General features: G+C 72.8%; 23 protein-coding genes. 14 read left to right on the forward strand and 9 right to left on the reverse strand.

Annotated features, from left to right (window positions below):
* Positions 1-5: 5 nt before the first annotated feature.
* From BS80_RS32405 to BS80_RS32425, 6 genes are all read left to right on the forward strand, one after another.
* Positions 6-1,847, forward strand: coding sequence for a glycoside hydrolase family 15 protein (locus BS80_RS32405; RefSeq protein WP_035804853.1), 1,842 nt, complete (start codon positions 6-8; stop codon positions 1,845-1,847).
* Complete coding sequence (locus tag BS80_RS32410; protein WP_035804855.1) at positions 1,837-2,094, forward strand: hypothetical protein; 258 nt, start codon at positions 1,837-1,839, stop codon at positions 2,092-2,094. The genes BS80_RS32405 and BS80_RS32410 overlap by 11 nt, the downstream gene beginning before the upstream one ends.
* A 146-nt stretch (positions 2,095-2,240) precedes the next feature.
* Positions 2,241-3,611: a hypothetical protein gene (locus BS80_RS32415; RefSeq protein ID WP_063772133.1), complete on the forward strand. Its 1,371-nt coding sequence runs from the start codon at positions 2,241-2,243 to the stop codon at positions 3,609-3,611.
* 210 nt (positions 3,612-3,821) lie between these two features.
* Positions 3,822-5,963, forward strand: a complete 2,142-nt coding sequence (locus BS80_RS32420; RefSeq protein WP_198045679.1) for an AAA family ATPase — start codon at positions 3,822-3,824, stop codon at positions 5,961-5,963.
* Positions 5,960-6,391 (forward strand): helix-turn-helix transcriptional regulator, encoded by a 432-nt coding sequence (locus BS80_RS42150; protein WP_198045680.1) that lies wholly within the window; start codon positions 5,960-5,962, stop codon positions 6,389-6,391. Before BS80_RS32420 ends, BS80_RS42150 begins: the two co-directional genes overlap by 4 nt.
* Positions 6,392-6,522: 131 nt before the next feature.
* Positions 6,523-6,723, forward strand: a complete 201-nt coding sequence (locus BS80_RS32425; RefSeq protein WP_035804857.1) for a hypothetical protein — start codon at positions 6,523-6,525, stop codon at positions 6,721-6,723.
* 75 nt (positions 6,724-6,798) lie between these two features.
* Here the strand turns inward: BS80_RS32425 and BS80_RS32430 are convergent, their stop codons facing one another.
* From BS80_RS32430 to BS80_RS32455, 6 genes are all read right to left on the reverse strand, one after another.
* Positions 6,799-7,197 carry an SHOCT domain-containing protein gene (locus tag BS80_RS32430; protein ID WP_035804859.1) on the reverse strand — a complete coding sequence of 133 codons (399 nt, stop codon included), beginning with the start codon at positions 7,195-7,197 and terminating at the stop codon, positions 6,799-6,801.
* A 184-nt stretch (positions 7,198-7,381) separates the two neighbouring features.
* A complete protein-coding gene (locus BS80_RS32435) occupies positions 7,382-7,903 on the reverse strand; it encodes a hypothetical protein (RefSeq protein ID WP_051967498.1) in 522 nt (173 codons plus the stop codon).
* A 289-nt stretch (positions 7,904-8,192) separates the two neighbouring features.
* Positions 8,193-9,311 (reverse strand): aminopeptidase P family protein, encoded by a 1,119-nt coding sequence (locus tag BS80_RS32440; RefSeq protein WP_035804860.1) that lies wholly within the window; start codon positions 9,309-9,311, stop codon positions 8,193-8,195.
* 52 nt (positions 9,312-9,363) lie between these two features.
* A complete protein-coding gene (locus BS80_RS32445; protein WP_035804862.1) occupies positions 9,364-10,734 on the reverse strand; it encodes a dipeptidase in 1,371 nt (456 codons plus the stop codon).
* Position 10,735: 1 nt separating this feature from the next.
* Positions 10,736-11,173 (reverse strand): hypothetical protein, encoded by a 438-nt coding sequence (locus tag BS80_RS32450; protein ID WP_035804864.1) that lies wholly within the window; start codon positions 11,171-11,173, stop codon positions 10,736-10,738.
* On the reverse strand, positions 11,170-12,660 hold the full coding sequence (locus BS80_RS32455; RefSeq protein ID WP_035804866.1) for an APC family permease: 1,491 nt from the start codon (positions 12,658-12,660) through the stop codon (positions 11,170-11,172). Before BS80_RS32455 ends, BS80_RS32450 begins: the two co-directional genes overlap by 4 nt.
* Positions 12,661-12,893: 233 nt before the next feature.
* Here BS80_RS32455 and BS80_RS32460 point away from each other — a divergent pair, with 233 nt between their 5' ends.
* Positions 12,894-13,220 carry a hypothetical protein gene (locus BS80_RS32460; protein ID WP_035804869.1) on the forward strand — a complete coding sequence of 109 codons (327 nt, stop codon included), beginning with the start codon at positions 12,894-12,896 and terminating at the stop codon, positions 13,218-13,220.
* Positions 13,221-13,339: 119 nt separating this feature from the next.
* On the opposite strand, the gene BS80_RS32465 is transcribed toward BS80_RS32460, so the two are convergent.
* Positions 13,340-14,629 (reverse strand): cytochrome P450, encoded by a 1,290-nt coding sequence (locus BS80_RS32465; protein WP_035804870.1) that lies wholly within the window; start codon positions 14,627-14,629, stop codon positions 13,340-13,342.
* A gap of 205 nt (positions 14,630-14,834) precedes the next feature.
* On the opposite strand from BS80_RS32465, the gene BS80_RS32470 reads away from it, so the two are divergent.
* Complete coding sequence (locus BS80_RS32470) at positions 14,835-15,794, forward strand: EamA family transporter (protein ID WP_083975617.1); 960 nt, start codon at positions 14,835-14,837, stop codon at positions 15,792-15,794.
* Positions 15,795-15,814: 20 nt separating this feature from the next.
* Here the strand turns inward: BS80_RS32470 and BS80_RS42155 are convergent, their stop codons facing one another.
* Positions 15,815-16,783 (reverse strand): hypothetical protein, encoded by a 969-nt coding sequence (locus BS80_RS42155; RefSeq protein ID WP_198045681.1) that lies wholly within the window; start codon positions 16,781-16,783, stop codon positions 15,815-15,817.
* Positions 16,784-16,794: 11 nt separating this feature from the next.
* The gene (locus BS80_RS38315) at positions 16,795-17,529 is read right to left on the reverse strand and encodes a TetR/AcrR family transcriptional regulator (RefSeq protein ID WP_198045682.1); all 735 of its coding nucleotides are present in this window, start codon (positions 17,527-17,529) and stop codon (positions 16,795-16,797) included.
* 205 nt (positions 17,530-17,734) lie between these two features.
* On the opposite strand from BS80_RS38315, the gene BS80_RS32485 reads away from it, so the two are divergent.
* The 6 genes from BS80_RS32485 to BS80_RS32510 are packed head-to-tail and all read left to right on the forward strand — an operon-like array spanning position 17,735 to position 24,713.
* Positions 17,735-19,405 carry an amidohydrolase gene (locus tag BS80_RS32485; RefSeq protein WP_035804873.1) on the forward strand — a complete coding sequence of 557 codons (1,671 nt, stop codon included), beginning with the start codon at positions 17,735-17,737 and terminating at the stop codon, positions 19,403-19,405.
* 32 nt (positions 19,406-19,437) lie between these two features.
* Positions 19,438-21,096, forward strand: coding sequence for an ABC transporter substrate-binding protein (locus tag BS80_RS32490; RefSeq protein ID WP_035804876.1), 1,659 nt, complete (start codon positions 19,438-19,440; stop codon positions 21,094-21,096).
* Complete coding sequence (locus BS80_RS32495) at positions 21,096-22,043, forward strand: ABC transporter permease (protein WP_035804878.1); 948 nt, start codon at positions 21,096-21,098, stop codon at positions 22,041-22,043. The genes BS80_RS32490 and BS80_RS32495 overlap by 1 nt, the downstream gene beginning before the upstream one ends.
* Positions 22,040-22,930 (forward strand): ABC transporter permease, encoded by an 891-nt coding sequence (locus BS80_RS32500; protein ID WP_051967500.1) that lies wholly within the window; start codon positions 22,040-22,042, stop codon positions 22,928-22,930. Before BS80_RS32495 ends, BS80_RS32500 begins: the two co-directional genes overlap by 4 nt.
* Complete coding sequence (locus BS80_RS32505; protein ID WP_035804880.1) at positions 22,927-23,943, forward strand: ABC transporter ATP-binding protein; 1,017 nt, start codon at positions 22,927-22,929, stop codon at positions 23,941-23,943. The genes BS80_RS32500 and BS80_RS32505 overlap by 4 nt, the downstream gene beginning before the upstream one ends.
* Positions 23,940-24,713: an ABC transporter ATP-binding protein gene (locus BS80_RS32510; protein WP_035804881.1), complete on the forward strand. Its 774-nt coding sequence runs from the start codon at positions 23,940-23,942 to the stop codon at positions 24,711-24,713. Before BS80_RS32505 ends, BS80_RS32510 begins: the two co-directional genes overlap by 4 nt.
* The last annotated feature ends 147 nt before the right edge of the window (positions 24,714-24,860 follow it).

Raw genomic sequence — 24,860 nt, forward strand, 5'->3', positions numbered from 1 at the left:
ACACCATGCGTCCCTACCCCCCGATCGCGGAACACGGCTTCGTCGGCGACCTGCAGACCGCCGCACTGGTCTCCACCGACGGCGACATCGACTGGTGGTGCACTCCCCGGTTCGACTCACCCAGCCTCTTCGCCTCGCTGCTCGACCGGGCCAAAGGCGGCTACTGCCGACTGGCGATCGACCGGGACGCCGTCGCCGACGAGAGCGTCAGGCAGCTCTACCTGTCGGACACCGCGATCCTGATCACCCGCTTCATGGCCCCGGGCGGGGTGGCCGAGGTGATCGACTTCATGGTCCCGGACACCTCCCCCACCCCCAGCGACCGGCATCGCATCGTCCGGGTGGCCCGGGTGGTGCGGGGCAGCCTGCCGTTCGTGCTGGAGTGCCGGCCGCGCTTCGACTACGGCCGGGCCGACCACCGGCTCACCGTCCTGGACGACCGTTCGGCCCTGTTCGAGGGCCCGGACCAGGGACTCTGCGTCCAGGCCACGGCCCCGGTGGTGCTGCACCCGGACGGGACGGACCTGACCGCGCGGTTCACCCTGGACGCGGGCGAGATGGCGACCGTGCTCCTCACCACCCAGCCGTCGGGCAGCCCGCTGCCCGCGCCGCCCGTGGACGAGCAGACCATGTCCACCTTCGACGCCTGCCGCGAGTTCTGGCACGAGTGGCTCGCCTCCTGCTGCTACGCGGGACGCTGGCAGCAGATCGTGCACCGCTCGGCGATCACCCTCAAGCTGCTCACCTACCACCCCACCGGCGCCCCCATCGCCGCCGCCACCATGGGACTTCCGGAGCAGGTCGGCGGCGAACGCAACTGGGACTACCGCTACACCTGGATCCGCGACGCCTCGCTCTCCGTCCACGCCCTGACCGGCCTCGGCTTCGAGGACGAGGCCCTGGCCTTCCGCCGCTGGGTCCGCGACCGCGTCGAGGCCGCCCAGGGCGGCGGGAGCGGCGAGAACGGACCGCTGCAGATCATGTACCGGATCGACGGCGATCCCCACCTGTCCGAGCAGGTGCTCGACCACTGGGAGGGCTATCTCGGGTCCGCGCCCGTGCGCGCCGGAAACGCCGCGGCCGACCAACTCCAGCTCGACATCTACGGAGAGGCCGCCTACGCCTTCACCACGGGCGGCGGCGACATGGGCACCCTGGGCGGCTGGGAGGCCCTGAGCAGCCTGATCGACTGGTTGACGGACCACTGGGACCTCCCCGACGAGGGCATCTGGGAGACCCGGGGCGGACGCCAGGACTTCACCTACAGCCGGCTGATGTGCTGGGTGGCCTTCGACCGGGCGGTGCGCATCGCCCGAACCTACAGCCGCCCGGCCGACCTCACCCGCTGGGAGGACGCCCGTGACCAGCTGCTTCGGCAGGTGGTGAAACGGGGCTGGAACTCCCAGCGCCGAGCCTTCACCCAGTACTACGGCGGCGACGTGCTGGACGCCTCCCTGCTGCTGATGCCCAAGGTGGGCTTCCTCGCCCCCACCGATCCGGCCTGGCTCTCCACGCTGGACGCCATGGACCAGGAGCTGGTCAGCGACAGCCTGGTCTACCGCTACGACCCCGCCGCCTCACCCGACGGACTGCGCGGCTCCGAGGGCACCTTCAACCTGTGCAGCTTCCTCTACGTCGAGTCGCTGGCCCGCGCCGGTCGGCTCCAGCAGGCCCGCTACGCCTTCGACAAGATGCTCACCTATGCCAACCACGTCGGCCTGTTCGCCGAGGAGATCGGCCCCTCCGGTGAGCAACTGGGCAACTTCCCCCAGGCGTTCACCCACCTCGCGCTGATCGACGCGGCCCTGGCGCTCGACGACGAACTCGACCGCCGGCATGTCGCCTGACACCGCCTCATCCGGCGACACCCTCCATCTCCCGACGGCCAACCTCGGTTCCTCGCTGGGCACCGCCGTCGCCGGCACGATCCTGGTCACCGAACTCACCAGTAACGGCTATGCCACGGCCATGATCGCGCTGGCCGTCTTCGGCGTGATCGGCCTCGCCGCAGCCCTGTTGCTGCCGCACGAAGGCACCCCGGCGCCCGCCGCCGGCGACACCCCGGCCCCGGGAGCGACCGCGGACGCACCCTGAGGCTCACTCGTCCGGCCGGGCCGACCACTCGGGTGGGGCCTCTCGGGTCGTGCGCGGGCCCGGTATCGGTTCTGCTGCGGGGAGAGCCGCGACACATCGGTGCCGGGGCCGGCAGCGGCGAGCGCGCCGGAAGGGAGCCACCGGCCATGTCATCCACCGAGCCGGCACAGCCCGGGCAGCCGGACGAGGGAGAGCTGGCCGGTCTTCATCGCCGCATCGCCCAGCTGGAGGCCACAGCCGCCACACCCCGCGCCGAGAAGCACCGGCTGCGGGCCTTCGGCTCGACCGTCCTGATCATCGTCGCGTCCGTGCTGTCGCTGCTCGCGGTGATCGCGGTGTGGGCGCACGACGAGGTCCACGACACGGACCGGTTCGTCTCGGCCCTGGCGCCGCTGGCCCACAACCCCGACGTGCAGGCAGCCGTCACCAACCGGATCACCAACGCCGCGGTGCAGCAGATCGACGTCGCCGGCGTGGTGAACCAGCTCTCGACGGGCGCCGCCGACCAGGGCGTACCACCGCGGCTGGCCCAGCTGATCAACGGCCTGAGCGGGCCGCTCACCAGCGCGCTGACCGATCTGATCCACAGCGCGGCCGATCGGGTGGTGACCAGCGACGCCTTCGCGACCGTCTGGGAGCAGGCGCTGCGCGCCGGCCACGCCACCATGAACAAGGCGCTGACCGGTGAGGGCGGCGGCGCGGTGCAGCTGACGAACAACGAGGTGACCCTCGACATCGCGCCGGCCGTGCAGCTGGTGAAGGCACAGCTGGTCGATGCCGGCTTCGCGGCCGCCGCCAAGATCCCCGACATCCACACCGACTTCGTGATCTTCTCCTCCCCCGACCTCGCCAAGGTCAAGAGCGCCGTCCGGCTGCTGGAGATCCTCGGCAACTGGCTGCCCGTCATCGCGGTGCTCGTCGCCGCGGCCGGGGTGTACACCGCGGTCAATCGGCGCAGGGCGCTGGTCGGCGCGGCGATCGGTGTCGGCGCGGCGATGCTGCTGCTGGGCGTCGCGCTGGCCGTCTTCCGTTCCTACTTCATCGACCACCTGCCGTCGGACGCCTCGCCCGCCGCGGCGGGCGCCGTCTTCGACGCCCTGGTGACCTTCCTGCGCCAGGCCGTGCGGGGGGTGGGCGCGCTCGCCGTGCTCGTCGCTCTCGGCGCGCTGCTCTCGGGACCCTCCCGGGCTGCCGTGGCCATCCGCCACATCGGCGCCACCGGGATGGCCGGGGTGCGCTCCGCGGCGGATTCGATCGGGTTCCGCGCGGGCCCGGTGGAACCGTTCGTGCGCCGGTGGAAGCGGTGGATCGGGATCGCGATCCTGCTCATCGCCTCGGTCGTCTTCGTGTTCTGGACCCACCCGACCGGCCTGGTCGTCCTCTGGTTCGCCGTGGTGATCCTGATCGCCTTCGCCATCCGCGAGTTCCTGGCCCCGAGCCCGGCACCCACCCCCGACGGCGCCGCGCACCCGCTGCCCGGCGAGGACGCCCCGGCGGCGGGCGGCGGCAGCAGCTGAGGCGGTCCTCCCTTTTGCGGCGCGGCGCTCCGCGTTCGACCATCGAAGGGAGAGCTGTGCCCGCCCGGCGCAGGTCCGGGATGGACGGCGGTGAGCACCGTGGCGACGGAACCCGGGGGTCCGGCCGTCCCGAAGGGGCGGAGTTCGCGGTTCGGCGCGGACCCGCTCCTGGGCGCACGGTTACGCGTTCCCCCGGTCCCGACCACGTTCGTGCGCAGGCCGCGGCTGGCCGAGCGGCTCACCCACGGCGTGCGCGAGCACGTCCTGGTGCTGGTCAACGGGCCGGCCGGAGCCGGCAAGACGCTGCTGACCTCCGACTGGGCGCGCGCGTTCGCGGCGCCGGATCGCCCCGCGTGGCTGACCGTCGAGGTGGAGGACAACGCCCCCGAGTTCTTCTGGGCCGTCCTCCGGCAGGCCCTGGGCCAGGCGGGGGCGCTCGCGCAGGAGACCGCCACCGCGCGCCGGGCGGACCCGGCCGAGCAGCCGGCCGAGCGCCTGGCAGCCGAGCTGGCCGCATGCCGACGCCCGGTCGTGATCGTCCTCGACGAGTTCGAACGCATGACCAATCCGGAGATCGTCGAAGGGCTGCACCTCCTGCTCCGACGTGCGGACGGAAAGCTGCGCCTGGTCCTGGTGAGTCGCAACGAACCGCTGCTGCCGCTCCACCGCTACCGTGCCGCCGGTGAGATCGCGGAGATCCGCGCCGCCGACCTCGCGTTCTCGACCGAGGAGGCCTCGGAGCTCCTGCGGCTGCACGATCTGTCGCTCTCCCCCGAAGGTGTCGGGGCCCTGACCGAGCGCACCCAGGGGTGGGCCGCGGGACTGCGGCTGTTCGCACTGGCCGCCGCCGGCGCACCGGACTGCGAGCGGTACCTGAAGGAGTTCGAGGCGGGCCACAGCACGATCGCCGACTTCCTGCTGGCCGAGGTGCTCGACGCCCAGCCGAGCGAGGCACGGGACCTCCTGCTGCGCACCAGCGTCCTCGAACGCATTCACCCGGCCCTGGCCAACGCGCTGACCGGAGGCGGCGACGCGGAGCGGATCCTCGACGACCTCGCCCGGGCGAACGCCTTCGTCACCCCGGTGAACGGCTCCTGGTACCGCCAGCACCCCCTGTTCGCGCAGATCCTCCGCGTGCAGCTGCGGGCCCGTTGTCCGGGCCTGCAGCAGAAGCTCCACCTGACGGCCGCGCGCTGGCTGCACCAGGCCGGCCTGCTGGACGACGCCCTGCGCCACGCGATCGCCGCAGGCGAATGGCGTACGGCCGCCGAGTGGTTCGTCGGTGATCTGGCGGTCGAACAGTACTTCTCCCGCGCGGGCATCGGAGTGTCGGCCGCACTGCTGGAAGGCATGCCGACCGGTGTGCGCGGCCCGTCCGCCGAGCTGATCCGGGCGGCCAGGGCACTGGCCGCCGCCGACCTGCCGGCCGGGACGGCGCACCTGGAGCGCGCGGCCACCACCTGCGCGGCCACCGCCGGTGACGACGCACCGCTCGCGCTGAGCGCCGCCTTCCTGCGGCTGGTGGCCGCCCGGCTGAACGGTTCGACCGTCGCGGCGGAGGACGCGGCCGAGGCGGTCGAACGCCTGCGGCGCCGCCTGCCCGCCGACCGCTGGAACGACCACCCCCTGCTGGCGGTCCGGCTGCTCACCGACCTGGCGGCCGCGCGGCTCTGGGCGGGGAACCTCGCCTCGGCGCGCGCGACGCTGCTCGCCGCCCTCGCCCGGGCGGACGGTACCGATCCCCGGGATCGGTACGAGCCGCTCGCGCTGCTCGCGCTGGTCGAGTTACTCACCGGTGCCACCGGCCGGGCCGAGACCCGCGCCCGCCAGGCCGTCACCGAGGTCGCGCACACCCGAGGCGACAGCGGCGACCGGCCGGCCGTCGCCTACCTCGTCCTCGCGCAGGTCGCCATGGAGCGGGGCGACCTGGCGGCGGCGCGACGCAGCGCCCAGCACACCGCAGGGCCGGGGGCGGGGGCGGGGGCGGAGTCCGGACGGGATCCCGTGCAGGCGGTGATCACCGCCGTGGTCCGTTCCCGGCTGGCTCTTCGCCACGGTGATCCGTGGCAGGCCCTGTCCGCCCTCGACGCCGCCGAGCATCCCGGTGCTGCCGAGGATCCGTCGCCCTGGGCCAGGGGGCTGACCGCACTGGCCGCCTCGGAGGCGCTGGTGATGGCGGGCGACACCCGGGCCGCGGTCGAGGTGCTGTCGCACCCCGAGGCGGGCGGTGCCGACCACGCCGTCGCCATGGCTCGGGCCCACCTGGCCGCGGGCGCCCGGGGGCCGCGGTCCGGGCCCTGCCCGACATCGTGCCGGGTGCGCCCACGATCGCCGCCCGTTCCCTGCTGGTGAGGGCCGAGGTGTGCGCCGCGGACGGGGACGACCGACGGGCCCGGCAGCTGCTCGCCCGCGCCCTCGCCACGGCTCGTCCGGACCACCTGTGCGGACCCTTCCTGGAGGCCGGCCCCTGGCTGGCGCCGTTCCTGCTGCACCGCCCCGCGCTCACCGAGGCCCACGGCTGGCTGCCCAGGAGCCTGCGCCCGGCGGCGGTGCCGGACTCCGGCGAGAGGCTGGAGGACGCCGCCGTCGAGCCGCTGAGCAGGCGCGAACAGGACGTGCTCGCGCTGGTGGCACAGCTGATGTCGACGCAGGAGGTGGCCGGCGACCTCCATGTGTCGGTCAACACCGTCAAGACCCATCTCAAGAGCATCAACCGCAAGCTGGGGACCAGCCACCGCGCCGAGGCGGTGCGTCGCGCGCGCCGGCTGCACCTGCTGTGAGCGCGATTCCCACCGGCTCACCTCCCCGGGGTGACGACTGCCGGGCCCCGGGCGAGGACCCTGGGGAGCAGGGGAGGAACCGGCGACCGTGGTCCGCCGTCCTCCGTTCGCCATCCACCTGGGAGGCGTGCATGCGTTACGAGATCCGGGTCGCCGGCACCATGTCAGAGGCCATGCTGGAAGAAGGCTTCCCCGAGTTGGAGAGCTTCGTGATCGCCGACCAGACCGTCCTGGCCGGCCGGATCGTCGACGAAGCGCACCTGTACGGGCTCCTGACACGCTTTCAGCATCTGGGGCTGCGCATCACGGAGTTGAGGCAACTGCCCGACTGATCAGCTCCCTGCGTGGAGGCGTACGTCGAAGCGCCGGGCACCTTCTGGTGCCCGGCGCCTCTGGTGGGCCGGCTGTCACGCCAGCACGCGCGCCTTGGCCCGCTCGTACTCCTCCTGGGTGATGTCGTCCCGTCGACGCAGCTCGGCCAGCCGGTCCAGTTCGTCCGCGGTGCCGGCCTTCGAGCCGGTCCCGGTGTCGGCGGCCTCGCGAACGTAGGCGCGGAAGTCCTGGTCGGCCTGCTGCGCCTTGGCGATCTCCCGTTGGCCCATGCCCTTGCCCCGGACGATCAGGTACACGAACACGCCGAGGAACGGCAGGATGATCACGAACACGGACCAGCCGGCCTTGCCCCAGCCGTTCACCGTGTCGTCCCGGAAGAGGTCCGCGAAGACGCGGAACAGCAGCATGAACCACAGCACCCATAGGAAGATCCACATGGTGGTGAGGAAGATGTTCAGCAGCGGATAGTTCATCACGCGCCTCCTGTCAGCGGTGATCAGCCCGAAGGGCGTCGGCGGGGCGGTGACCGGCCGACGGGGCGGGCGTCGCAGCTGTCCAGTGGTTGCGAAACCGACGCTCCATGGCCACACTCCACCCGGCAGGCCGGGGAGCGCACCACCCCTGGCGGGTGATTCGAGCCCGGCGGACGGCGTTGCCTCAGTGGCCCAGCGCGCCCTTCGCCGCCACGATCACCAGGCCGAGCACCAAGTTGACCAGGGCCTCCGCGCTCGCCTGGCGGCGCGACGCACCGGCGTACAGGGCGCCGAGGAAGGCCCAGGACACCTGTTGCGCCACCGCGACCGCCAGCGCGAACCACGCGGTGGACGTCAGATCCAGCCCGAGCAGCGGACTGATGGCCAGCGCCACGGCCGGCAGCACCGCCGCCTCGACGATCGACCGCTCCCCCCTCCCGACCCGGCGGATCTCACGCCAGTCGAGCCCCTGCCCGACCGTCCGCTCCCCGGCGAGGCGCGCGTAGACATGGGCCACCCAGAAGACCACCCCGGTGACGAGCAGCAGCACCACGGTCTCAAGTCGGGGGAACTCGACGGCGGTGCTGGCCGCGACGATCACCGAGGCGGCCAGAAGTGATCCGTAGACGGCGCCCGCGTAGTCCGTCTGCGTCTGCTGACGACCGTCCGGACCGGGTCTGTGCCACCACGGAAGTACATGATTCACCGGCCCACCATACGAGCGCGCGGCACGGGCGGCAGGCACGCCACGCGTGCGGGCACACGGTGGCGCGGAACCGTCGACGGCCCGGCAGGCCTCACCCGCGCGGCCGCCGGCGCAGCACCAGCAGGTACAACCCCGACAGAACGAAGAGCAGCACCAGGACGGCCGGCGCCTGTACAGCCATGGCCTCGGGCATGTGGCGCGGGTCCGACCTGGCCACCCGAAGCAGGGTGCGCACCGGTCCGGGGTTCTGAGTCGCTGATCGCCGACGGACTCTCACTCGTCGTCGGGCTCAGGAGACGGTGGCGAGGGCGTGCGGGGTGTTGTTGAACCGGCGTCCGGCGTTCTCCGTGACGGTGACGATGTCCTCGATCCGGACCCCGAAGCGTCCCGGGAGGTAGATGCCCGGTTCGATGGAGAAGCACATCCCGGGCACCAGGACCTGCTCCTCGCCCTCCACCATGTAGGGCGGTTCGTGCGTGGTCAGGCCGATGCCGTGGCCGGTGCGGTGGATGAAGTAGTCGCCGTAGCCCGCCTCCGTGATCACCGCGCGCGCCACCCGGTCGATCTCCTGGCAGGCGACTCCCGGCCGTACCGCTTCGAACGCCTGCTGCTGGGCCCGGCGCACCACCTCGTGCACGGTTCGGACCTCGTCGGGGATGTCGGGTCCGACGTGGACGGTGCGGGTGGTGTCGGAGCCGTAGCCGTCCTTGAGGCCGCCGAAGTCCAGGACGACGGTGTCACCGGGCTGGATGACCCGCTCGCCGGCCTCGTGGTGGGGGTTGGCTCCGTTGGGACCGGAGCCGACCACCGTGAAGTCGACCTGGCTGTGGCCGTACTGCGTGAGGAGCCGGGCGAGATCGGCGGCGACCTCGTTCTCCCGGCGGCCGGCGAAGGCCACCTGGAGGATGGCGCGGAAGGCGTCGTCGGCGGCGGCGCCGGCGGCGGCGAGCCGCTCCAGCTCGTCGGCGTCCTTGACGGCGCGCAGCATCGGCAGGGCGCGCGTCAGCGGGCGGTAGCTGCTGGCCGGCAGGGCCTCCTGGAGGCCGAGAAGGTGCATGGCCCAGGACGAGTCGGAGATCCCGTACCGGCCGTTCGGATCGAGCAGCCGGCCGGCCGCGGCGTACGGATCGGTCCCGTCGGTCCAGTCCGTGAGCGTCAGGGCGGCGGCGCCGGGTGCGCCCTCGGCGTCGGGGCGCTCCAGCCTCGGCACGATCATCGTGGGCGGACGTCCCGGCGTGAGCACCAGCGCGGTGAGCCGCTCGGTGATGGCGACCGGCCGGTAGCCGGTCAGGTACAGCAGGTCCGGACCGGGTGTGATGACCAGTCCGGACAGGCCGGCCTGCGCCGCCGTCTCGGTGGCTCGCGCCATCCGCGCGGTGAAGTCCTGGGCGGTGAAGGTTTTCGGCATGGGCGTGGCCACTCCTGGTTCGGTTCGATGGATGGGAGCACTCGACCCTTAGTCAACCGCCCGCAGAATTAGCGTAGTTGTGGAGGAAGAGGGCCTCCACCAGGGCCATCCGCTCGATCTCGGCAGGGTCCACGCTCTCGTTCGGCGCGTGGATCAGGCAGCGTGGCTCCTCGACGCCCATGAGGATCAGTTCGGCGTCGGGGAAGGTGGTGGTCAGGACGTTGCACAGCGGAATCGAACCACCCTGGCCGAGAAAGGAGATCGGCTTGCCGTAGGCGTCCCGCATGGCGCGGTCGAGTGCGGCGTACGCCGGTCCGCCGGTGGCCGCGCGAAACGGCGAGCCGGTGCCCTCGCGCTCCACCTGGACCTGGACGCCCCAGGGGGCCGCGGCCTTCAGGTGCGCGGTCAGGGCGTCGGCGGCCGCGTCGGCCGGCGTCCCGGGCGGGACCCGCAGGCTGACCCGCGCCTTGGCGACGGCGGGTACGGCGGCGGCCGAACCGACGACCGGGGGGCAGTCGATGCCGAGGACGGTCACCGCCGGACGGGCCCACAGCCGGTCGGCCACCGTGCCGGAACCCAGCAGTGCGACCCCGTCGAGGACGGCCGCGTCGGTGCGGAACTGCTGCTCGTCGTAGTCGGCGCCCTGCCAGACGCCACTGCCGTCCAGGCCGTCGATGCGGGTGCCGCCCGTCGCGTCGCGCAGCGAGTCGAGGGTCCGGATCAGCGCGGCCAGCGCATCCGGCGCGGGGCCGCCGAACATGCCCGAGTGCACGTCTCCGGCCAGCGTGGAGACGGTCACCACGACGTTGGCGAGGCCGCGCAGCACGGTCGTCGCGGTGGGTACGCCCACGGCCGCGTTGCCGGTGTCGCAGATCAGCAGCACGTCGGCGCGCAACTCGTCGGCGTGCTCGGGGACATAGGCTTCGAGGCCGCCGGTGCCCTGCTCCTCGGAGCCCTCCACGACCAGCTTCAGGCCCACCGGGATGTCGTCGCCCAGCGCGCGCAGCGCGGTGAGGTGCATGACGATGTTGCCCTTGCAGTCGGCCGATCCGCGCCCGTACAGACGACCGTCACGCTCGGTGAGTTCGAACGGCGGGGACTGCCAGGCGGAGTCGTCCAGTGGAGGCTGTACGTCGTAGTGGCTGTACAGCAGGACGGTCGGGGCCCCGGGCGGCGGCGGGCGGTGGCCGACGACGGCGTGGCTGCCGTCCGGGGTCAGCACCAGGCGGACGTCCTGCAGACCCGCGTCGGTGAAGGCCTGTGCGACCCACTCGGCGGTGCGCCTGCAGTGCTCGGGGGGATACTGGCGGGGGTCCGCGACCGAGGGCATCGCGACCAGTTCGGCGAGATCCGCCGTGGCCCGGGGCATCAGCGCGGCCACCCGGCCGGCGAGGTCGGCGGCCAGGCCTGTCTGTCCAGTCATGTCAGTCATTGACGGTGTCCGATGTCTTGAGGTCGCTGATCTTCTTCTGGTAGTCGGCCAGGTGGTCCGGGCAGTAGACCTTGATCACCTCGGCGCCGGCCTCCAGGACGCGCTGGTCGGCGATGACCGGCCGCTGGCCGGGGCCGCCCGCGCCGTTGGACAGCTGGACGAGCCACAGGCCGCGCTTCAGGGCCGAGTTGGGGTCGGTGCAGACCGCGCCGCCGTCGGTGCCCAACGTGTCGGCGATGTTGCCCACGTTGCGCGAGGCGAAGCCTTTCGCGACGAGCGCGTCGTTCAACTGGTTCGCCTTCTTGAAGGCCTCGTTGGTGGCCTTCTGCTGCGTGTACGTGAACAGCCCGGCGATCATCATGCCGACCAGCACCACGACCGCGCCGATGTAGATCCACCGGTGCTGGGACCACATGCGGGTGGGGCTCATGCCGCTCCTCCGTCCACCAGGGCGGCGTCCGCGTCCGGCTGCCGCCAGCTGGGTTTGCGCGCCTTCAGGAAGCCGAACGGGATGACCACTCCGAGCAGCAGCAGACCGCCGCCGACGATGCCGATGTAGGACCAGGCACTACTGCCGCCGAACTGCGAGGACGGGATGAACCCGATCGCCATGGCCAGCGCCGAGGCGACGAAGCCGACCACGCAGAGCGTGGTGAGCAGCGGCGCGCGGTAGCCGCGCGCGTGGTCGGGCTGCTTGCGGCGCAGCTGGATGGCGGCCAGGAACATCAGCAGGTACATGATCAGGTACACCTGGGTGGTGATGACCGAGAAGATCCAGTAGACGCTGGAGACGTCCGGGATCAGCGCGTACAGCAGGGCGATGAGCGTGGTGAGCGCGCCCTGGGTGACCAGGATGTTCTGCTGGATGCCGTGTTTGTTGAGCTTCTGCAGGAACGGGGGCAGGTAGCCCTCCTGCCGGGAGATCAGCAGCAGGCCCTTGGAGGGCCCGGCCAGCCAGGTGAGCATGCCGCCGAGCGAGGCGGCACAGAGCGCGAACGCGATGATCGGGACCAGCCAGCCGATGTGGAAATACTGGAAGAAGGCGTCGAAGGCCTGCATGACGCCGGCGGTGAGGCTGAGTTGGTCCGCCGGGATGACCCAGCTGATGGCCAGGGCCGGCAGGATGAAGATCAGCAGCACCATGCCCATGGACAGGAACATCGACTTCGGGAACTCCTTGGCGGGGTTGCGCAGCTTGTTGACGTGGACCGCGTTCATCTCCATGCCGGAGTAGCTGAGGAAGTTGTTGACGATCAGCACCAGGCTGGCGATGCCGGTCCACTCGGGGAACAGGTGCGAGGCGGTCATCGGTGCGGCGGAGGAGTTGCCCTGCCCGAGGAAGACGAACCCGAGCACGACCAGCAGCGTGCCGGGGACCAGTGTCCCGATGATCAGGCCCCCGGAGGCCAGCCCCGCGACGGCGTTGGTGCCGCGCGAGGAGACCCACACGCCGGTCCAGTACAGGACCACGATGACGATCGCGGTGTAGACGCCGTTGTCGGCCAGCGACGGGTTGATCGCGTAGGAGATCGTGCTGGCCACGAAGGCGAGCAGGCTGGGGTAGTAGAAGATCGTCATGGCGAACTGGCACCAGACGGCGAGGAAGGCCATCGGCTTCGACAGCCCCTGCGCGACCCAGTTGTAGACCCCGCCGCTCCACCCGGAGGCCAGTTCCGCGGACACCAGAGCAGTCGGCAGCAGGAACACGACGGCGGGCAGCAGGTAGAGGAAGACGCACGCGAGGCCGTACACGGCCATGGTGGGCGCGGCCCGCAGACTCGCCACGGAACTGGTCGTCATCAGCGCCAGCGTCAACCAGCTGATCTTCTGGACCCCGGCGGCGGAGCGGGTCGCGCTCGCCGACTTCGCCCTGGCCGGCCCGCCGGACTCGTCCGCCGGCACATCTGCGGCGCTCATCGGGTACCTCCTCGGTGCGGGCGCCTCACAGTGAACACGCCACGCTCCATGCTCATCACGGTGCGCAGCCGCCGCGCGTCTGCTTGGGCTGTCCGGAGCCGTCGGCCGGGGCCGGGGCGCTACGCGGTGCGGGAGGGGGAGCAGGACCTTAGTGTCGGACCAAGCGGCCGGGCATCCGAGGACATCCGCCTCGCCCGGCCGGTCGTTCGCACCTCATCGGAGGACAGCTGACCATGACAATGACGTCCGAAACCCCGGTCCTGGACACTCTCGCCGCCATGACGATCGACTCGGTCGAGCGCTGTGGCATGGCCCCGGACATGCTGATTCTCACCCGGATCGCCGCACTCGCCGCGATGGACGCACCGACGATCTCCTACCTCGCCCACATCGACCCCGCCATGAAGTCGGGGCTGACCGCCGCGCAGCTCCAGGACGTCCTGGTCGCCATCGCACCGATCGTGGGGACCGCCCGCGTGATGTCGGCGGCGGGCCACATCGCCGAGGCGCTGGGCATCACGATCGCGGTCGCGGCGGCGGAGGCCGAGGGCAGCGCGTAGCAGCAGGCTCCTCGTCCGTCGGCCGCGCAACACAGTGACCCACTCCGGTCCGGACACGGCCGACGGACACGGCCACCGTCACGGCGCCTCGCGAGGCGCCGACAGTCGGTCCGACGGCCTCAGGGCGTGGTCAGGGTGGCGGGGGTCGGGCCGTCGGGGCGGACGGTGATGCTGTAGGCGGCTCCGGTGGGGGTGGAGTGGAGGAGCGGCGTGGGCGCGGGCAGCAGGTGTTCGAGCAGCACGGTCGACTCGCGCATCGCGAACTGGAGTCCAAGGCACGCGCGGGGGCCGGTGCCGAAGGGGAGGTAGGCGCCCTGGCCGGTGGGGCGGGCGCCGGGGGTGGTGAACCGCCGGGGGTCGAAGTGCTCCGGGTCGGGCCAGAGTCGGGGGTCGCGGTGGGTGAGGTAGGGGCAGACCAGGACGTCGGTGCCCGCGTCGACGGCGAAGCCGGCCAGGACGTCGTCCGCGATGGCGTGGCGGGGCAGCAGCCAGGCGGACGGGTAGAGCCGGAGTGTCTCGCTGACCAGGGCCTGGACGGCCTCCCGGCGTTCCGCCGAGCCCGCGTCGCCCGCGGCCAGGGCCGCCGCGCGGGCCTCGGGGTGGCGGTCGAGGAGTAGATGGAGCCAGGTCAGCGTGGTGGCGGTGGTCTCGTGGCCGGCGAGCAGCAGGGTGACCAGTTCGTCGCGGATCAGCCGGTCGGTGTACTCGGGGCGCTCGGTGGCGGCGTCGAGCAGGACGTGCAGCAGACCCGGACCCTCGGGGCCGGCCGCGCCGTCCCGGGCGGCGTCGATGGCGCAGCGGGCGACGGCGTCGATCCTGGCCAGGTCGGCGGCCACCTCCTGCTGGGCCTCCACGGCGTCGGCCGGCAGGGTCGGCAGGGCGGCCACCACGGTTCCCATGGAGGCGAGTTCGCGCTCGACGGCGGCGTCCAGGGGGTGCCCGGTGAGGGAGCGCCAGATGGTGTCCAGCGCGAAGCGGCGCATCTCTTCACCCAGGTCGAAGGTCTCCCCGGTACGGGCGTAAGCGGCCCAGCGCTCCGCGGCGGTGCCGGCCGCCGCGGTGATCCGCTGCTCGTAGCGGCGCATCCCGGTGCTGGTGAACTGGGACTGCAGCAGCCGCCGTTGACGCTTCCAGGCCTCGCCGGTGGCGGCCAGCACCCCGTCGCCGATCAGCACCCGGGCGCGATGGGAGCGTTTGACGTAACGGTCCGGGTGCTGGGCGAGCACGTGCTGCACCGCCTGCGGGCCGGTGACCAGGACGGTCGGCCGCTCCCCGAGACGGAACCCGGCGACCGGGCCGAGCTCGGCCTGCGCCTGGCTCAGCAGATCGACCAACTCCCCTCCCCCGCACCGCCATCGCTCCACCACGGCGGCGTCCAGCTCGGGGACGGGAGTCGCTTCGGTGGCCATGGATCTGCTCCTCTTCGACCGCTGGGGCAGGCTCCCTGACGGGGGCGTCGGCACCTCGGACTGTACGGGAGCCGCCGCGCTTGGGGACCCGATCCGGGCGACCGGTCCTCGGCCCGATACCGGGACCTGATACCGGGTGGCGGGCGAAACCTCGGATGCGGTCTGATTGCCCCAGCTCGTACAGCACTGAATGAGGGAGACACCCATGACGACCGCCGGCTCGCAGCACACCTCCGAGTCGACGGCCACGCCGGGCGGGGGCGCGGGGGTGGACCGGGCGCGGCTCTCCGGCGCGGTGTGGGCGGCACTGGCGGTGGTCTACGTGGTGTGGGGCTCGACCTACCTCGCCATCCGGATCGTGGTGGAGAGCATGCCCGCGCTGCTCTCGGGCGCCGTGCGGTTCCTCGCCGCCGGCCTGCTCCTGCTGGGGCTGACGGCCTGGCGCCACGGCGTCGGAGCGCTCCGGGTCACCCGGCGTGAACTGGCTTCGGCGGCGCTGGTGGGGGTGCTGCTGCTGGTGGGCGGGAACGGGATGGTGGTGCTGGCCGAGGGCCGGATACCGTCCGGGATGGCGGCGCTGCTGATCGCCGTGGTCCCGCTCTGGGTGGTCCTGCTGCGGACGGCCACCGGGGACCGGCCAGGCCGGGGCGCGCTGGTGGGCGTCCTGCTCGGACTGCTCGGGCTCGCGGTGCTCTCGGCTCCGAGCCTCACCGGCAAGGTCTCACTCGCCGGTGTGCTGATGCTGATGGGCGGCTCGATCGCCTGGTCGGTCGGGTCGTTCTGGTCCTCCCGCCTGCCGATGCCCGCCAACCCGCTGACCGCCAGCACCTACGAGATGCTGGCGGGCGGGGCGGGCTGCCTGCTGGTGTCGCTGGCGCGCGGGGAGCAGCACGGCCTGGACCTGGCGGCGGTCTCCACCCGCTCCTGGGTGGCGCTGGCCTACCTGGTGGTCTTCGGCTCGCTGGTGGCCTTCACGGCCTACGCCTGGCTGCTGCAGTCCGCGCCGCTGGGCCTGGTCGCCACGTACGCGTACGTGAACCCGGTGGTGGCGGTCTTCCTCGGGTGGCTGGTGCTGGCCGAGCGGCTGACGCTGCCCGAACTGCTGGGCGGCGCGATCGTGCTGGCGGCGGTCGGCGTGGTGGTCAGCACCTCGCGCCGCAGCTGACCACCGGCCGGCCGACCGCCTCAGCCGCAGTGGCTCCAGGGGCTGGTCCACGTGGTGCCCTGGTAGGAGCCGCCGAACTGGATGCAGGTCTTCGGGGCATGCTCGGAGACCGGCCCCGCGTAGTAGGTGAAGCTGCCCGGGTTGCTCGCCGAGCTGCCGCCCTGGACGCTCAGGGTCGCGTTCATCGCGACCGCGCCGCCGGGGTGGGCCACGAGCGTGACGACGCAGTTGTTCCCGGTGGCGTTGCTGTAGAGCAGGTAGACGGTGGCGGCGCCGAGGTTGTGCGAGTCGACGACGGCGTATCCGCTGCCGCACACCTGGCCGGCGCTGTACGGGTTGACGGCGGTCGGGGACGGCGTCGGCGGAGCCTTGGACGGCTGCGGCTGAGCGGGCGTCGTCTGCTGCGGCGGCGTGCTGCCGGGCCGGGGAGCGGTGGTCGGGACGGCGGCCGGCGGCGCGCCCGGGGTGCTGCCGGCGGCGGGCGCGCCCGCCCCGCCCGGCTGCGGAGCGGCGGACTGCGCCGGACCGGCCGCACCGCCCCCGCCACCCGGCGCAGGCGCTGCGCCGGAGCCGGTGGCGGCCGTGGCGCCGGGGACGGAGGCGCCGGGCGAGGCGGCCGAGGCGGCGGGCCCGCCGGTGGTGGCAGCGCCACCGGGGACGGCTGCGGACCCGGACGCACCGGCGCTCGGATTGCCGCCGGCACCGCCGTCGCTGCCGTCACTGCGCGTGCCGAAGCCGCCGACGCCGTTCAGCGCCGTCGAGTTGGCGTGCTCGGCCTGCCGCGTCGTGCCCGACAGCTCCGCCGCCGTGACCACGATGGCGCCGACGGCGGCCGCGGCCACCACGCCGCTCAGCACCATCCGGACCTGCTTGCGCCGGCGAAGCTGCTGCTGGTGACGCTCCGCCAGGGCGGCCCAGTCAGGCTGCCCCGTCTCGGTCACCAACGGCTCGTGACTCCCGGCCGCGTCTGTCCCCCATGTCTGCGTCATGGGGCGACAGCCTAGAACACCCGTTGATGTGGTCGGTCCTGACGGCTGCGCTCGATGCGCAGGGCGATGCCGTCCAGGAAGGTCGCCAGGATCATCCGGAACACCTCGGTGTCGTCGCGGAACAGCTCCGTCAGCCGCGGCGTGCTCTCGTGCAGGAGGGGGTACTCGGCCTCCGGCAGCATGGCGTACTTGACCGCCCAGGCCGCCTCGTCCTTCGCCTGGGTCGCCGGGTCGAGCGACGAGAAGGCCGCCGAATACTGCGTCATCGCCAGGGTGAGGTCGACGAGTTGGCGGCAGCACTCGGCCGCCTCGATGACCGGGAGGCCGGCCCGGTGCAGCACCGAGATGAGCAGTTCCACGCTCCCGGCCTCGGCCGGGCTGGCCGTCGTGCGGGCCGCCGCGAGGACGGCCACCACGGGACGGGCCAGGTAACTGGCGCGGATGCTCTCCGCGGTGACGGTGAGCCAGTTGCGCCAGTCGTCCGTCGGGCCGTCGGGGAGCGTGGTGCGGGCCAGTTCGACGCCCTCGGCGACCGTCAGTTCGGTCAGCGCGAGGACCAGTTCGTCCTTGTCGCGGAAGTGCCGGTAGACCGCGGTCGGGTCCGCACCCAGCTCCTTGCCCAGGCGGCTGAAGGTGAGTTGGCCACCGCCCTCGGGGGAGCAGAGCCGCAGGGCGGCCTCCAGGATCGACTCCCGCGTGAGCGCCGCCCGTCGCTTCGACGTCGGCTGCTCTGCCTGCTCTGCCACTCGGGCCTTCACGCGGGCCTCTCCTCGTCGCTGCTGTGCGGTTGACGGTAGGTGCTTCATCCGATCGTAACGGCGGGGCGTTGTCAACGGCATTGACAGAGCCATTGTCACCGGCTTTGCTACTCCACACATCCGGCAGCGCCGCCCCGGTCCTCCCCCCACCCTTCGGCCGGGAACGAGCCTTCCCCCATGCGTTGGAGCGCCCGTGCACCGTGATCACCACCCGGCCGACCTGGTCTTTCTCGGCGGACCGGTCTACACCGTCGACCCGGCCCGCTCCTGGGCCACCGCCGTCGCGGTCCGCGACGGACGCATCGTCATCGTCGGCCACGAGCGGGACGTCCGTCCGCTGATCGGCCCCGGCACCGAGGTCGTCGACCTGGCCGGCCGGCTGCTGCTGCCCGGGTTCCAGGACGCGCACGTCCACCCCGTGCTGGCCGGCACCACGCTGCGCACCTGCGACCTGCACGAGCTGCACACCGCCGAGGAGTACGTCGCCGCCGTCGCGGCGTACGCGGTCACCCGTCCCGACGCCGCCTGGATCACCGGCGGCGGCTGGAGCATGGAGGCCTTCCCCGGCGGCACCCCGCACCGCTCGCTGCTGGACGCCGTCGCCGCCGTCCGGGACCGCCCGGTCGCGCTGCCCAACCGGGACGGCCACGGCCTGTGGGCCAACAGCCGGGCGCTGGAGATCGCCGGCATCGACGCCGGCACCCCGGACCCGGCCGACGGCCGGATCGAGCGGGACGCCGACGGCACCCCGACCGGCATGCTCCAGGAGGGCGCCGCCGAGCTGGTCACCCGTCACATCCCCGCCACCTCCGAGGAGGAGCGCTACCGGGGCCTGCTGGCGGGCCAGGCCTATCTGCACTCCTACGGCATCACCGGCTGGCAGGACGCCGCCGTCGGCGCCTCGTTCGGACCCGGCGACGTCTACGGCGCCTACCTGCGCGCCGACCGCGAGGGCACGCTGACCGCCCGGGTGCGCGCCGCGCTCTGGTGGGACCGCGACGGCGGACTCGAGCAGCTGGCCGGGTTCCGGGAGCGCCGCGCCGAGGCCGAGTCGGGCGGCGAGCGCTTCCGCGCCGGCACTGTGAAGATCATGCTCGACGGCGTCGCCGAGAACCACACCGCGGCCATGCTGGAGCCCTACCTGGACGGCTGCGGCTGCTCGTCGGGCAACGCGGGCCTGGACTTCGTCGACCCCGCGAAGCTCGGCGGCTACGTCGCCGAGCTCGACGCCGCCGGGTTCCAGGTGCACTTCCACGCCCTGGGCGACCGTGCCGTGCGCCAGGCGCTCGACGCCGTCGAGGAGGCCCTGCGCCGCAACGGCGACCGCGGCAACCGCCACCACCTCGCGCACCTCCAGGTGGTCCACCCCGACGACATCGCCCGCTTCCGGCTGCTCGGCGCGACCGCCAACATGCAGCCGCTGTGGGCCTGCCACGAGCCGCAGATGGACGAACTCACCATCCCGTTCCTGGGCGAGCGGCGCTCGGGCTGGCAGTACCCGTTCGGCTCGCTGCTGCGGGCCGGCGCGATGCTCGCGGCCGGCAGCGACTGGTCGGTCAGCACGCCGGACGTGATGGCCGGCGTGCACGTCGCCGTCAACCGCACCGGCGAGGAGGAGCCGAACCGGGTGTTCGGCCCCGAGGAGCGCATCGACCTCGGCTCCGCCCTGGCCGCCTACACGGCCGGCGCCGCGCGGGTGAACCACCTCGACGACCTGACCGGCTCGGTCCAACCCGGCAAGTTCGCCGACCTGGTGGTGCTCGACCGCAACCCCTTCGACGGTCCGAGCCAGGCCATCGCCGACACCAGGGTGCTGCGCACCTACGTCCAGGGCGACCTGGTCCACGCCGCACCGTCCGCGTGAGAGCGCCGAGACCGGAACCGAGGAGAACACCTGTGAACACCAGACTGCTTCGAGCCTCCGTCGCCGCCTGCGCGGTCGTCCTGCTGGCCTCGGCGTGCGGCTCCACCGGCGCCGGCGGCGCCGCGCGGACGGAGGGTGCCAAGAGCAACTTCTCCACCGCGCAGCCGACCACCGCGCCGGGCAACGGGCCGCTGTCCGACCTGGCCTGGTCCGGCGACTACCGCGCGCCGTACTCCGAGGACCCGGTGAAGACCGCGGACTACCCGGAGGAGACGATCCTCGGCAACGTCTGCGAGCCGCTGATCCGGGTGGCGGCCGACTACTCGATGCACCCGGGCATCGCCGCGTCCTGGTCCCAGCCCGACCCGAAGCACGTCGTCGTCCAGCTCGACCCGCGCGCCACGTTCAGCGACGGCAAGCCGGTCACCGCGGACGACGTGGTCTACAGCCTGCAGCGCAACCTGGACCCGGCGGTGGCCAGCAACTACACCGACTCCTACAACGACGTCGACACCATCGCGGCCAGCGGCCCCGGGCAGGTGACGATCAGTCTGACCAAGCCGGACTACATCTTCGTCCGCAACCTCGGCATCCTGGGCGCGGCGGTGGTCGAGAAAGCCTTCGCGACCAAGGCGGGCGCCGACTTCGGCACCGCGGACACCGGCGTGGTCTGCACCGGGCCGTACACCGTGCAGTCCTTCGACGGCACCAACCAGATGGTGCTGAAGAAGAACCCGGCCTACTGGGACCCGAGCCACGCCGGCAAGGCGGACACGGTCACCTTCAAGTTCCTCGCCGACCCCTCGGCGCTGGCCAACGCGCTCTCCTCGGGCTCCCTCCAGGGCGCCTTCGACCTGCAGACCTCGACCATCGCGCAGTTGAGCAAGGCGGCGGCCGGGAAGCTCTACATCGGCGGCGCGGGCTCCACCACGCAGAACGTCGACCTGATCGTCTCCAGCTTTTCCGGCGGCCTCGCCGACGCCCGCACCCGGCAGGCGCTGAGCATGGCCATCGACCGCGCGGGCATCGCCAAGGCGATCTACGCCGGCGCGGCCGACCCGCTCTACGCCGTGGCCGGCCCGGGCTTCTGGCTGGGCGGCCCGGCGGCCCCGACCTACCAGGCCGCCTACGACCAGCTGGCCAAGGCCCCGGACCTGGCCGGCGCCGGCAAGCTGGTGCAGCAGGCGGGCGCGACCGGCAAGCAGGTCACCCTCGCGTACGCGGCCGGCACGCCCTCGCAGGCCCAGCTCGCCCAGGTGCTGCAGCAGACCGGGCAGTCGATCGGCCTGAACATCAAGATCGTCGGGCTGCCGGACCAGCAGTACGGGAGCCTGTTCACCGACCCGAAGGCCCGTGCCGCCTACGACGGCTTCCTGACCATCAACTACCTGGAGTTCCCCGAGGCCGCGAGCATGTACGCGAGCTACGGCACGGCCAGCGGCGTGCAGAACTTCAACGGCTACGCCAACCCCGCCGTGCAGAGCGCCCTGGACGCCGCGCAGGCGACCAACGACCCGACGGCACGGGCCGAGCAGGTGCTCAAGGCGCAGGCCGTGCTGGGCCAGGACCTGCCGTGGATCCCGATCGTCCAGCCGCGGGCGCTGCTCTTCCAGAACAAGGCGGTCACCGGAGCGCCGCTGACCTTCTCCTACATGGACAACGCCTGGGCCACCGCTGTGGGGGCCCCCTGATGGGGCGGCTGTTGGTACGCCGCCTCGGCGGGCTGGCCACCACGCTGCTGCTGTCCAGCCTGGTGATCTTCGGCAGCCTCTACCTCGCGCCCGGCAGCCCCGAGAACGTGCTCTTCGGCAACCGGATGCCCACCGCCGCCGCGCGGGCGGCGGCGCGCCACCGGCTGCACCTGGACCAGCCACTGCCGGTCCGCTACTGGGACTGGCTGACCGGCGTGCTGCACGGTGACCTCGGCACCTCGATGGTCACCGGCCAGCCGGTCGCGGACCGGATCGGCGCGGGGCTGAGCACCACCGTGCTGCTGGTGGCGATGACGATGGTGCTGGTGGTGGTCGTCGGCCTGGCGATGGGCCTGGCCGCCGCGCTGCTGCCCGGCCGGGTCGACGCCGCGGTCAGCACGCTGACCTCGGTGTCGGTCACCGTCCCGCCGTTCGTCGCCTCGACGCTGCTGATCTCGGTGTTCGCGGTCCGGATGGGCTGGTTCCCGGCCTCGGGGCTGGGCGAGGGCCTGGGCGGGCGGATCGACGGGCTGGTGCTGCCGGCCTGCGCGATGGCGGTGCTCTCCTGCGGGTTCCTGGGCCGGGTGACCCGCAACGCGGTCCGCGAGCAGCTGGAGCGCGAGCACGTGCAGACCGCGCTGGTGCGCGGCCTGCCGCGGCTGGTGGTGCTGCGCACGCACGTGCTGCGCAACGCGCTGGCGCCGATCGTGACGGCGGTGGGCCTGCTCACCGCGGGGACCTTCGCCTCGACGCTGGTCGTCGAGTCGGCCTTCGCGGTGCCCGGGATCGGGCAGTTGACCATCCAGTCGGTGGCGCAGAAGGACTTCCCGGTCGTCCAGGCCGTGGCGCTGCTGCTGGTCGGCGCCTTCGTCGTCTGCAACGCGGCGAGTGACCTGGTCCAGGCCGTCGTCGACCCGCGCCTGCGCGAGACGGGGAGCACCTCGTGAGGACAACGCTTCGCAAGGCCGCCAGGACGCTCGGCCGCTCCGGGACCGCTTCGGCCGTGCTGCTGCTGGTCGTCGTCGCGGCGGCGCTCGCAGCCCCGCTGCTCGCCCCGCACGACCCCAACCAGGGCAACCTGCTGGACGCGTACGGCGGCCCGTCGGGTGCCCATCTGCTGGGCTCGGACGGGATCGGGCGCGACATCCTCAGCCGGCTCGTCTTCGGTGCGCGGACCAGCCTGCTCGGCCCGGCCCTGGTGGTCGGCATCTCGCTGCTGGTGGGCGTCCCGCTGGCGCTGGCGGCCAGTTGGTACGGCGGCTGGGTGGACGCGGTGGTGGCGCGGGTCTTCGACCTCGTCTACGCGCTGCCCGGGCTGCTGCTCGCGGTGCTGACGGTGGCCCTGTTCGGCCCCGGCCTCACCCCGGCGGTGGCGGCGCTGTCGGTGGCCTACGTGCCGTTCCTGGCGCGGATCGTCCGGGCGGCGGCACGCCAGCAGCGGGTCAGCCCGTACGTCGACGCGCTCGCGGTGCAGGGCTTCGGCATGCTGCGCATCACGGGCCGCCACATCCTGCGCAACATCGCGCCGGTGGTGGTCGGCCAGGCCGCGATCGCCTTCGGCTACGCGCTGCTGGACCTGGCCTCGCTCTCCTACCTGGGGCTGGCCGTCCAGGCGCCGACACCCGACTGGGGCGTCATGGTCAGCGACAGCGACGCGCTGCTGAAGGGCTACTGGCTGCCGGTCGCCGCCCCCGGGGTGCTGATCGTGCTCACGGTGCTGGCACTGACCGTCCTGGGCGCCCGGATCAGCGGCGACAAGCCGCCGGGCTACCTCAAGCGGCGCAGGCGCAGCGCCGCCCCGCCGGACCGAACTGCTGTGGGAGCCGCCGCATGAGCACCGAACCGCTGCTCGAACTGTCCTCCCTGACAGTCGACTTCGCCACCGAGGACGGCGGCTCGCGGACCCTGCTGGCCGGCCTCGACCTGACCCTGGCGCCCGGCGAGGCGCTCGGCCTGGTCGGCGAGTCGGGCTCGGGGAAGTCGATGACCGTCCGGGCGATCACCCGGCTGCTGCCGCCCGCGGCCACCGCCCGCGGCGCGATCCGCTTCGAGGGCCGGGACGTCGCCTCGATGGACGCCGCCGCGCTGCGCGCCTACCGGGACGGTGGCGTCGGCCTGATCTTCCAGGACCCGCGCGCCCACATCAATCCCACCAAGCGGATCGGCGCGTTCCTCACCGAGGCCCTGCGGCACAACCGGGGCCTGGGCCGGGGCGAGGCGCTGGCCCGGGCCGAGGCGGTCCTGGCCGAGGTCGGCATCGACGACCCGGCCCGCCGGCTGCGGCAGTATCCGCAGGAGGTGTCCGGCGGCATGCTGCAACGCGTGATGATCGCCTCGGTGCTGCTCGCCGAACCCCGGCTGATCCTGGCCGACGAGCCGACGACGGCACTGGACGTCACCATCCAGCGCGAGGTCGTCGCCATCCTGGACCGGCTGCGCCGCGAGCGGGGCATGGGGATGGTCTTCATCACCCATGACCTGGACCTGGCACTGGCGGTCTGCGGGCAGGTGGCGGTCATGTACGCGGGGCGGATCGTCGAACTGCGCTCCGCCGAAAGCCTGCACGAGCGAGCCGCCCACCCCTACACGCGCGGCCTGCTGGGTTCGCGCCCGGCGATCGACGCGCGGGCGCCGCGCCTGACGGCGATCCCCGGCCGCCCCGTCTCGGCGTTCGAGGCGGGACCGGGCTGCGCGTTCGCGCCTCGCTGCGCGTTCGCGACCCGGGCCTGCGAGAGCGAGCCGCCGCAGCTGGTGCCCTTCGAGGGCGGACTGGTGCGCTGCGCCCGGGTCGAGGAGATCCACGCGGAGCGCACGGACAAGAGAACGAGCAAGGAGGCCACGGCGTGAACGCGGTGGAAGTACGCAGTCTCAACAAGTTCTTCAAGGCCCACCACGCGGTCGCCGACGTCGACTTCGACATCCCGGCGGGCGGCTCGCTCGGCATCGTGGGGGAATCCGGCTCGGGCAAGACCACGATCGCCCGGATGCTGGTCGGGTTGGAGTGCCCGACCAGCGGCAGCATCGCCGTGCTCGGCCGCGACCGCAGCCGTCCGGCCCGCGGGAGTACGGAACGCAACACCCGGGCCCAGGAGTTGCAGATCGTCTTCCAGGACCCGTACACCTCGCTGGACCCGCAGCAGAGCGCCCGGGCGGCCGTCGACGAGGTGCTGCGCCACCACGGCGGTCGCTCGGCGTCGGAGCGGGCGCAGCGCCTGGACGAACTGGTCGACCAGGTCGGCCTGACGGTGCGCCAGGCGCTGGCCCGCCCCCGCGACCTGTCCGGAGGACAGCGCCAACGCGTGGCGATCGCCCGGGCGTTGGCCACCGGTCCGCGGGTGCTGGTGCTGGACGAGGCGGTGTCGGCGCTGGACGTGTCCATCCAGGCGCAGATCCTCAACCTGCTCGCGGACATCCGCGCGGAGACCGGGCTCGCCTATCTGCTGATCTCCCACGACCTGGCGGTGGTCCGGCAGCTGTGCGACACCGTGCTCGTCCTTCGGCGCGGACGGGTGGTCGAGCAGGGGGACTGCGGGCAGGTGCTGGACGACCCGGCGGAGGAGTACACCCGGGCGCTGCGGGCAGCCGTCCCCGTCCAGGGCTGGCGGGTCGCGGTCTGAGCCACCGGCGCCGCCCTGGCGGTCCCGCGACGCTCGGGCGCGCCGGTGGGGCAGCTCAGAAGCAGCTCAAATCACCTGCCCGGCAGGCCCTGTGACAGTAGGGTCGGCCGGGCGGCCACGCGATCGGCGGGACCGCGTCCGGGCGGC

Origin of the sequence: Kitasatospora mediocidica KCTC 9733, assembly GCF_000744225.1 — a bacterium.
Taxonomy (GTDB): Bacteria; Actinomycetota; Actinomycetes; order Streptomycetales; family Streptomycetaceae; genus Kitasatospora; species Kitasatospora mediocidica.

Excerpts from the sequence above, each read along its gene's own strand:
- BS80_RS32430 (WP_035804859.1), bottom strand. The coding sequence starts at position 7,197 with ATGAACTATCCGCTGCTGAACATCTTCCTCACCACCATGTGGATCTTC.
- BS80_RS32460 (WP_035804869.1), top strand. The coding sequence starts at position 12,894 with ATGACAATGACGTCCGAAACCCCGGTCCTGGACACTCTCGCCGCCATG.
- BS80_RS32405 (WP_035804853.1), top strand. The coding sequence starts at position 6 with ATGCGTCCCTACCCCCCGATCGCGGAACACGGCTTCGTCGGCGACCTG.
- BS80_RS32410 (WP_035804855.1), top strand. The coding sequence starts at position 1,837 with ATGTCGCCTGACACCGCCTCATCCGGCGACACCCTCCATCTCCCGACG.
- BS80_RS32450 (WP_035804864.1), bottom strand. The coding sequence starts at position 11,173 with ATGAGCCCCACCCGCATGTGGTCCCAGCACCGGTGGATCTACATCGGC.
- BS80_RS32465 (WP_035804870.1), bottom strand. The coding sequence starts at position 14,629 with ATGGCCACCGAAGCGACTCCCGTCCCCGAGCTGGACGCCGCCGTGGTG.
- BS80_RS32495 (WP_035804878.1), top strand. The coding sequence starts at position 21,096 with ATGGGGCGGCTGTTGGTACGCCGCCTCGGCGGGCTGGCCACCACGCTG.
- BS80_RS32445 (WP_035804862.1), bottom strand. The coding sequence starts at position 10,734 with ATGACTGGACAGACAGGCCTGGCCGCCGACCTCGCCGGCCGGGTGGCC.
- BS80_RS32455 (WP_035804866.1), bottom strand. The coding sequence starts at position 12,660 with ATGAGCGCCGCAGATGTGCCGGCGGACGAGTCCGGCGGGCCGGCCAGG.
- BS80_RS32470 (WP_083975617.1), top strand. The coding sequence starts at position 14,835 with ATGACGACCGCCGGCTCGCAGCACACCTCCGAGTCGACGGCCACGCCG.
- BS80_RS32505 (WP_035804880.1), top strand. The coding sequence starts at position 22,927 with ATGAGCACCGAACCGCTGCTCGAACTGTCCTCCCTGACAGTCGACTTC.
- BS80_RS32425 (WP_035804857.1), top strand. The coding sequence starts at position 6,523 with ATGCGTTACGAGATCCGGGTCGCCGGCACCATGTCAGAGGCCATGCTG.
- BS80_RS32440 (WP_035804860.1), bottom strand. The coding sequence starts at position 9,311 with ATGCCGAAAACCTTCACCGCCCAGGACTTCACCGCGCGGATGGCGCGA.
- BS80_RS32415 (WP_063772133.1), top strand. The coding sequence starts at position 2,241 with ATGTCATCCACCGAGCCGGCACAGCCCGGGCAGCCGGACGAGGGAGAG.
- BS80_RS42155 (WP_198045681.1), bottom strand. The coding sequence starts at position 16,783 with ATGACGCAGACATGGGGGACAGACGCGGCCGGGAGTCACGAGCCGTTG.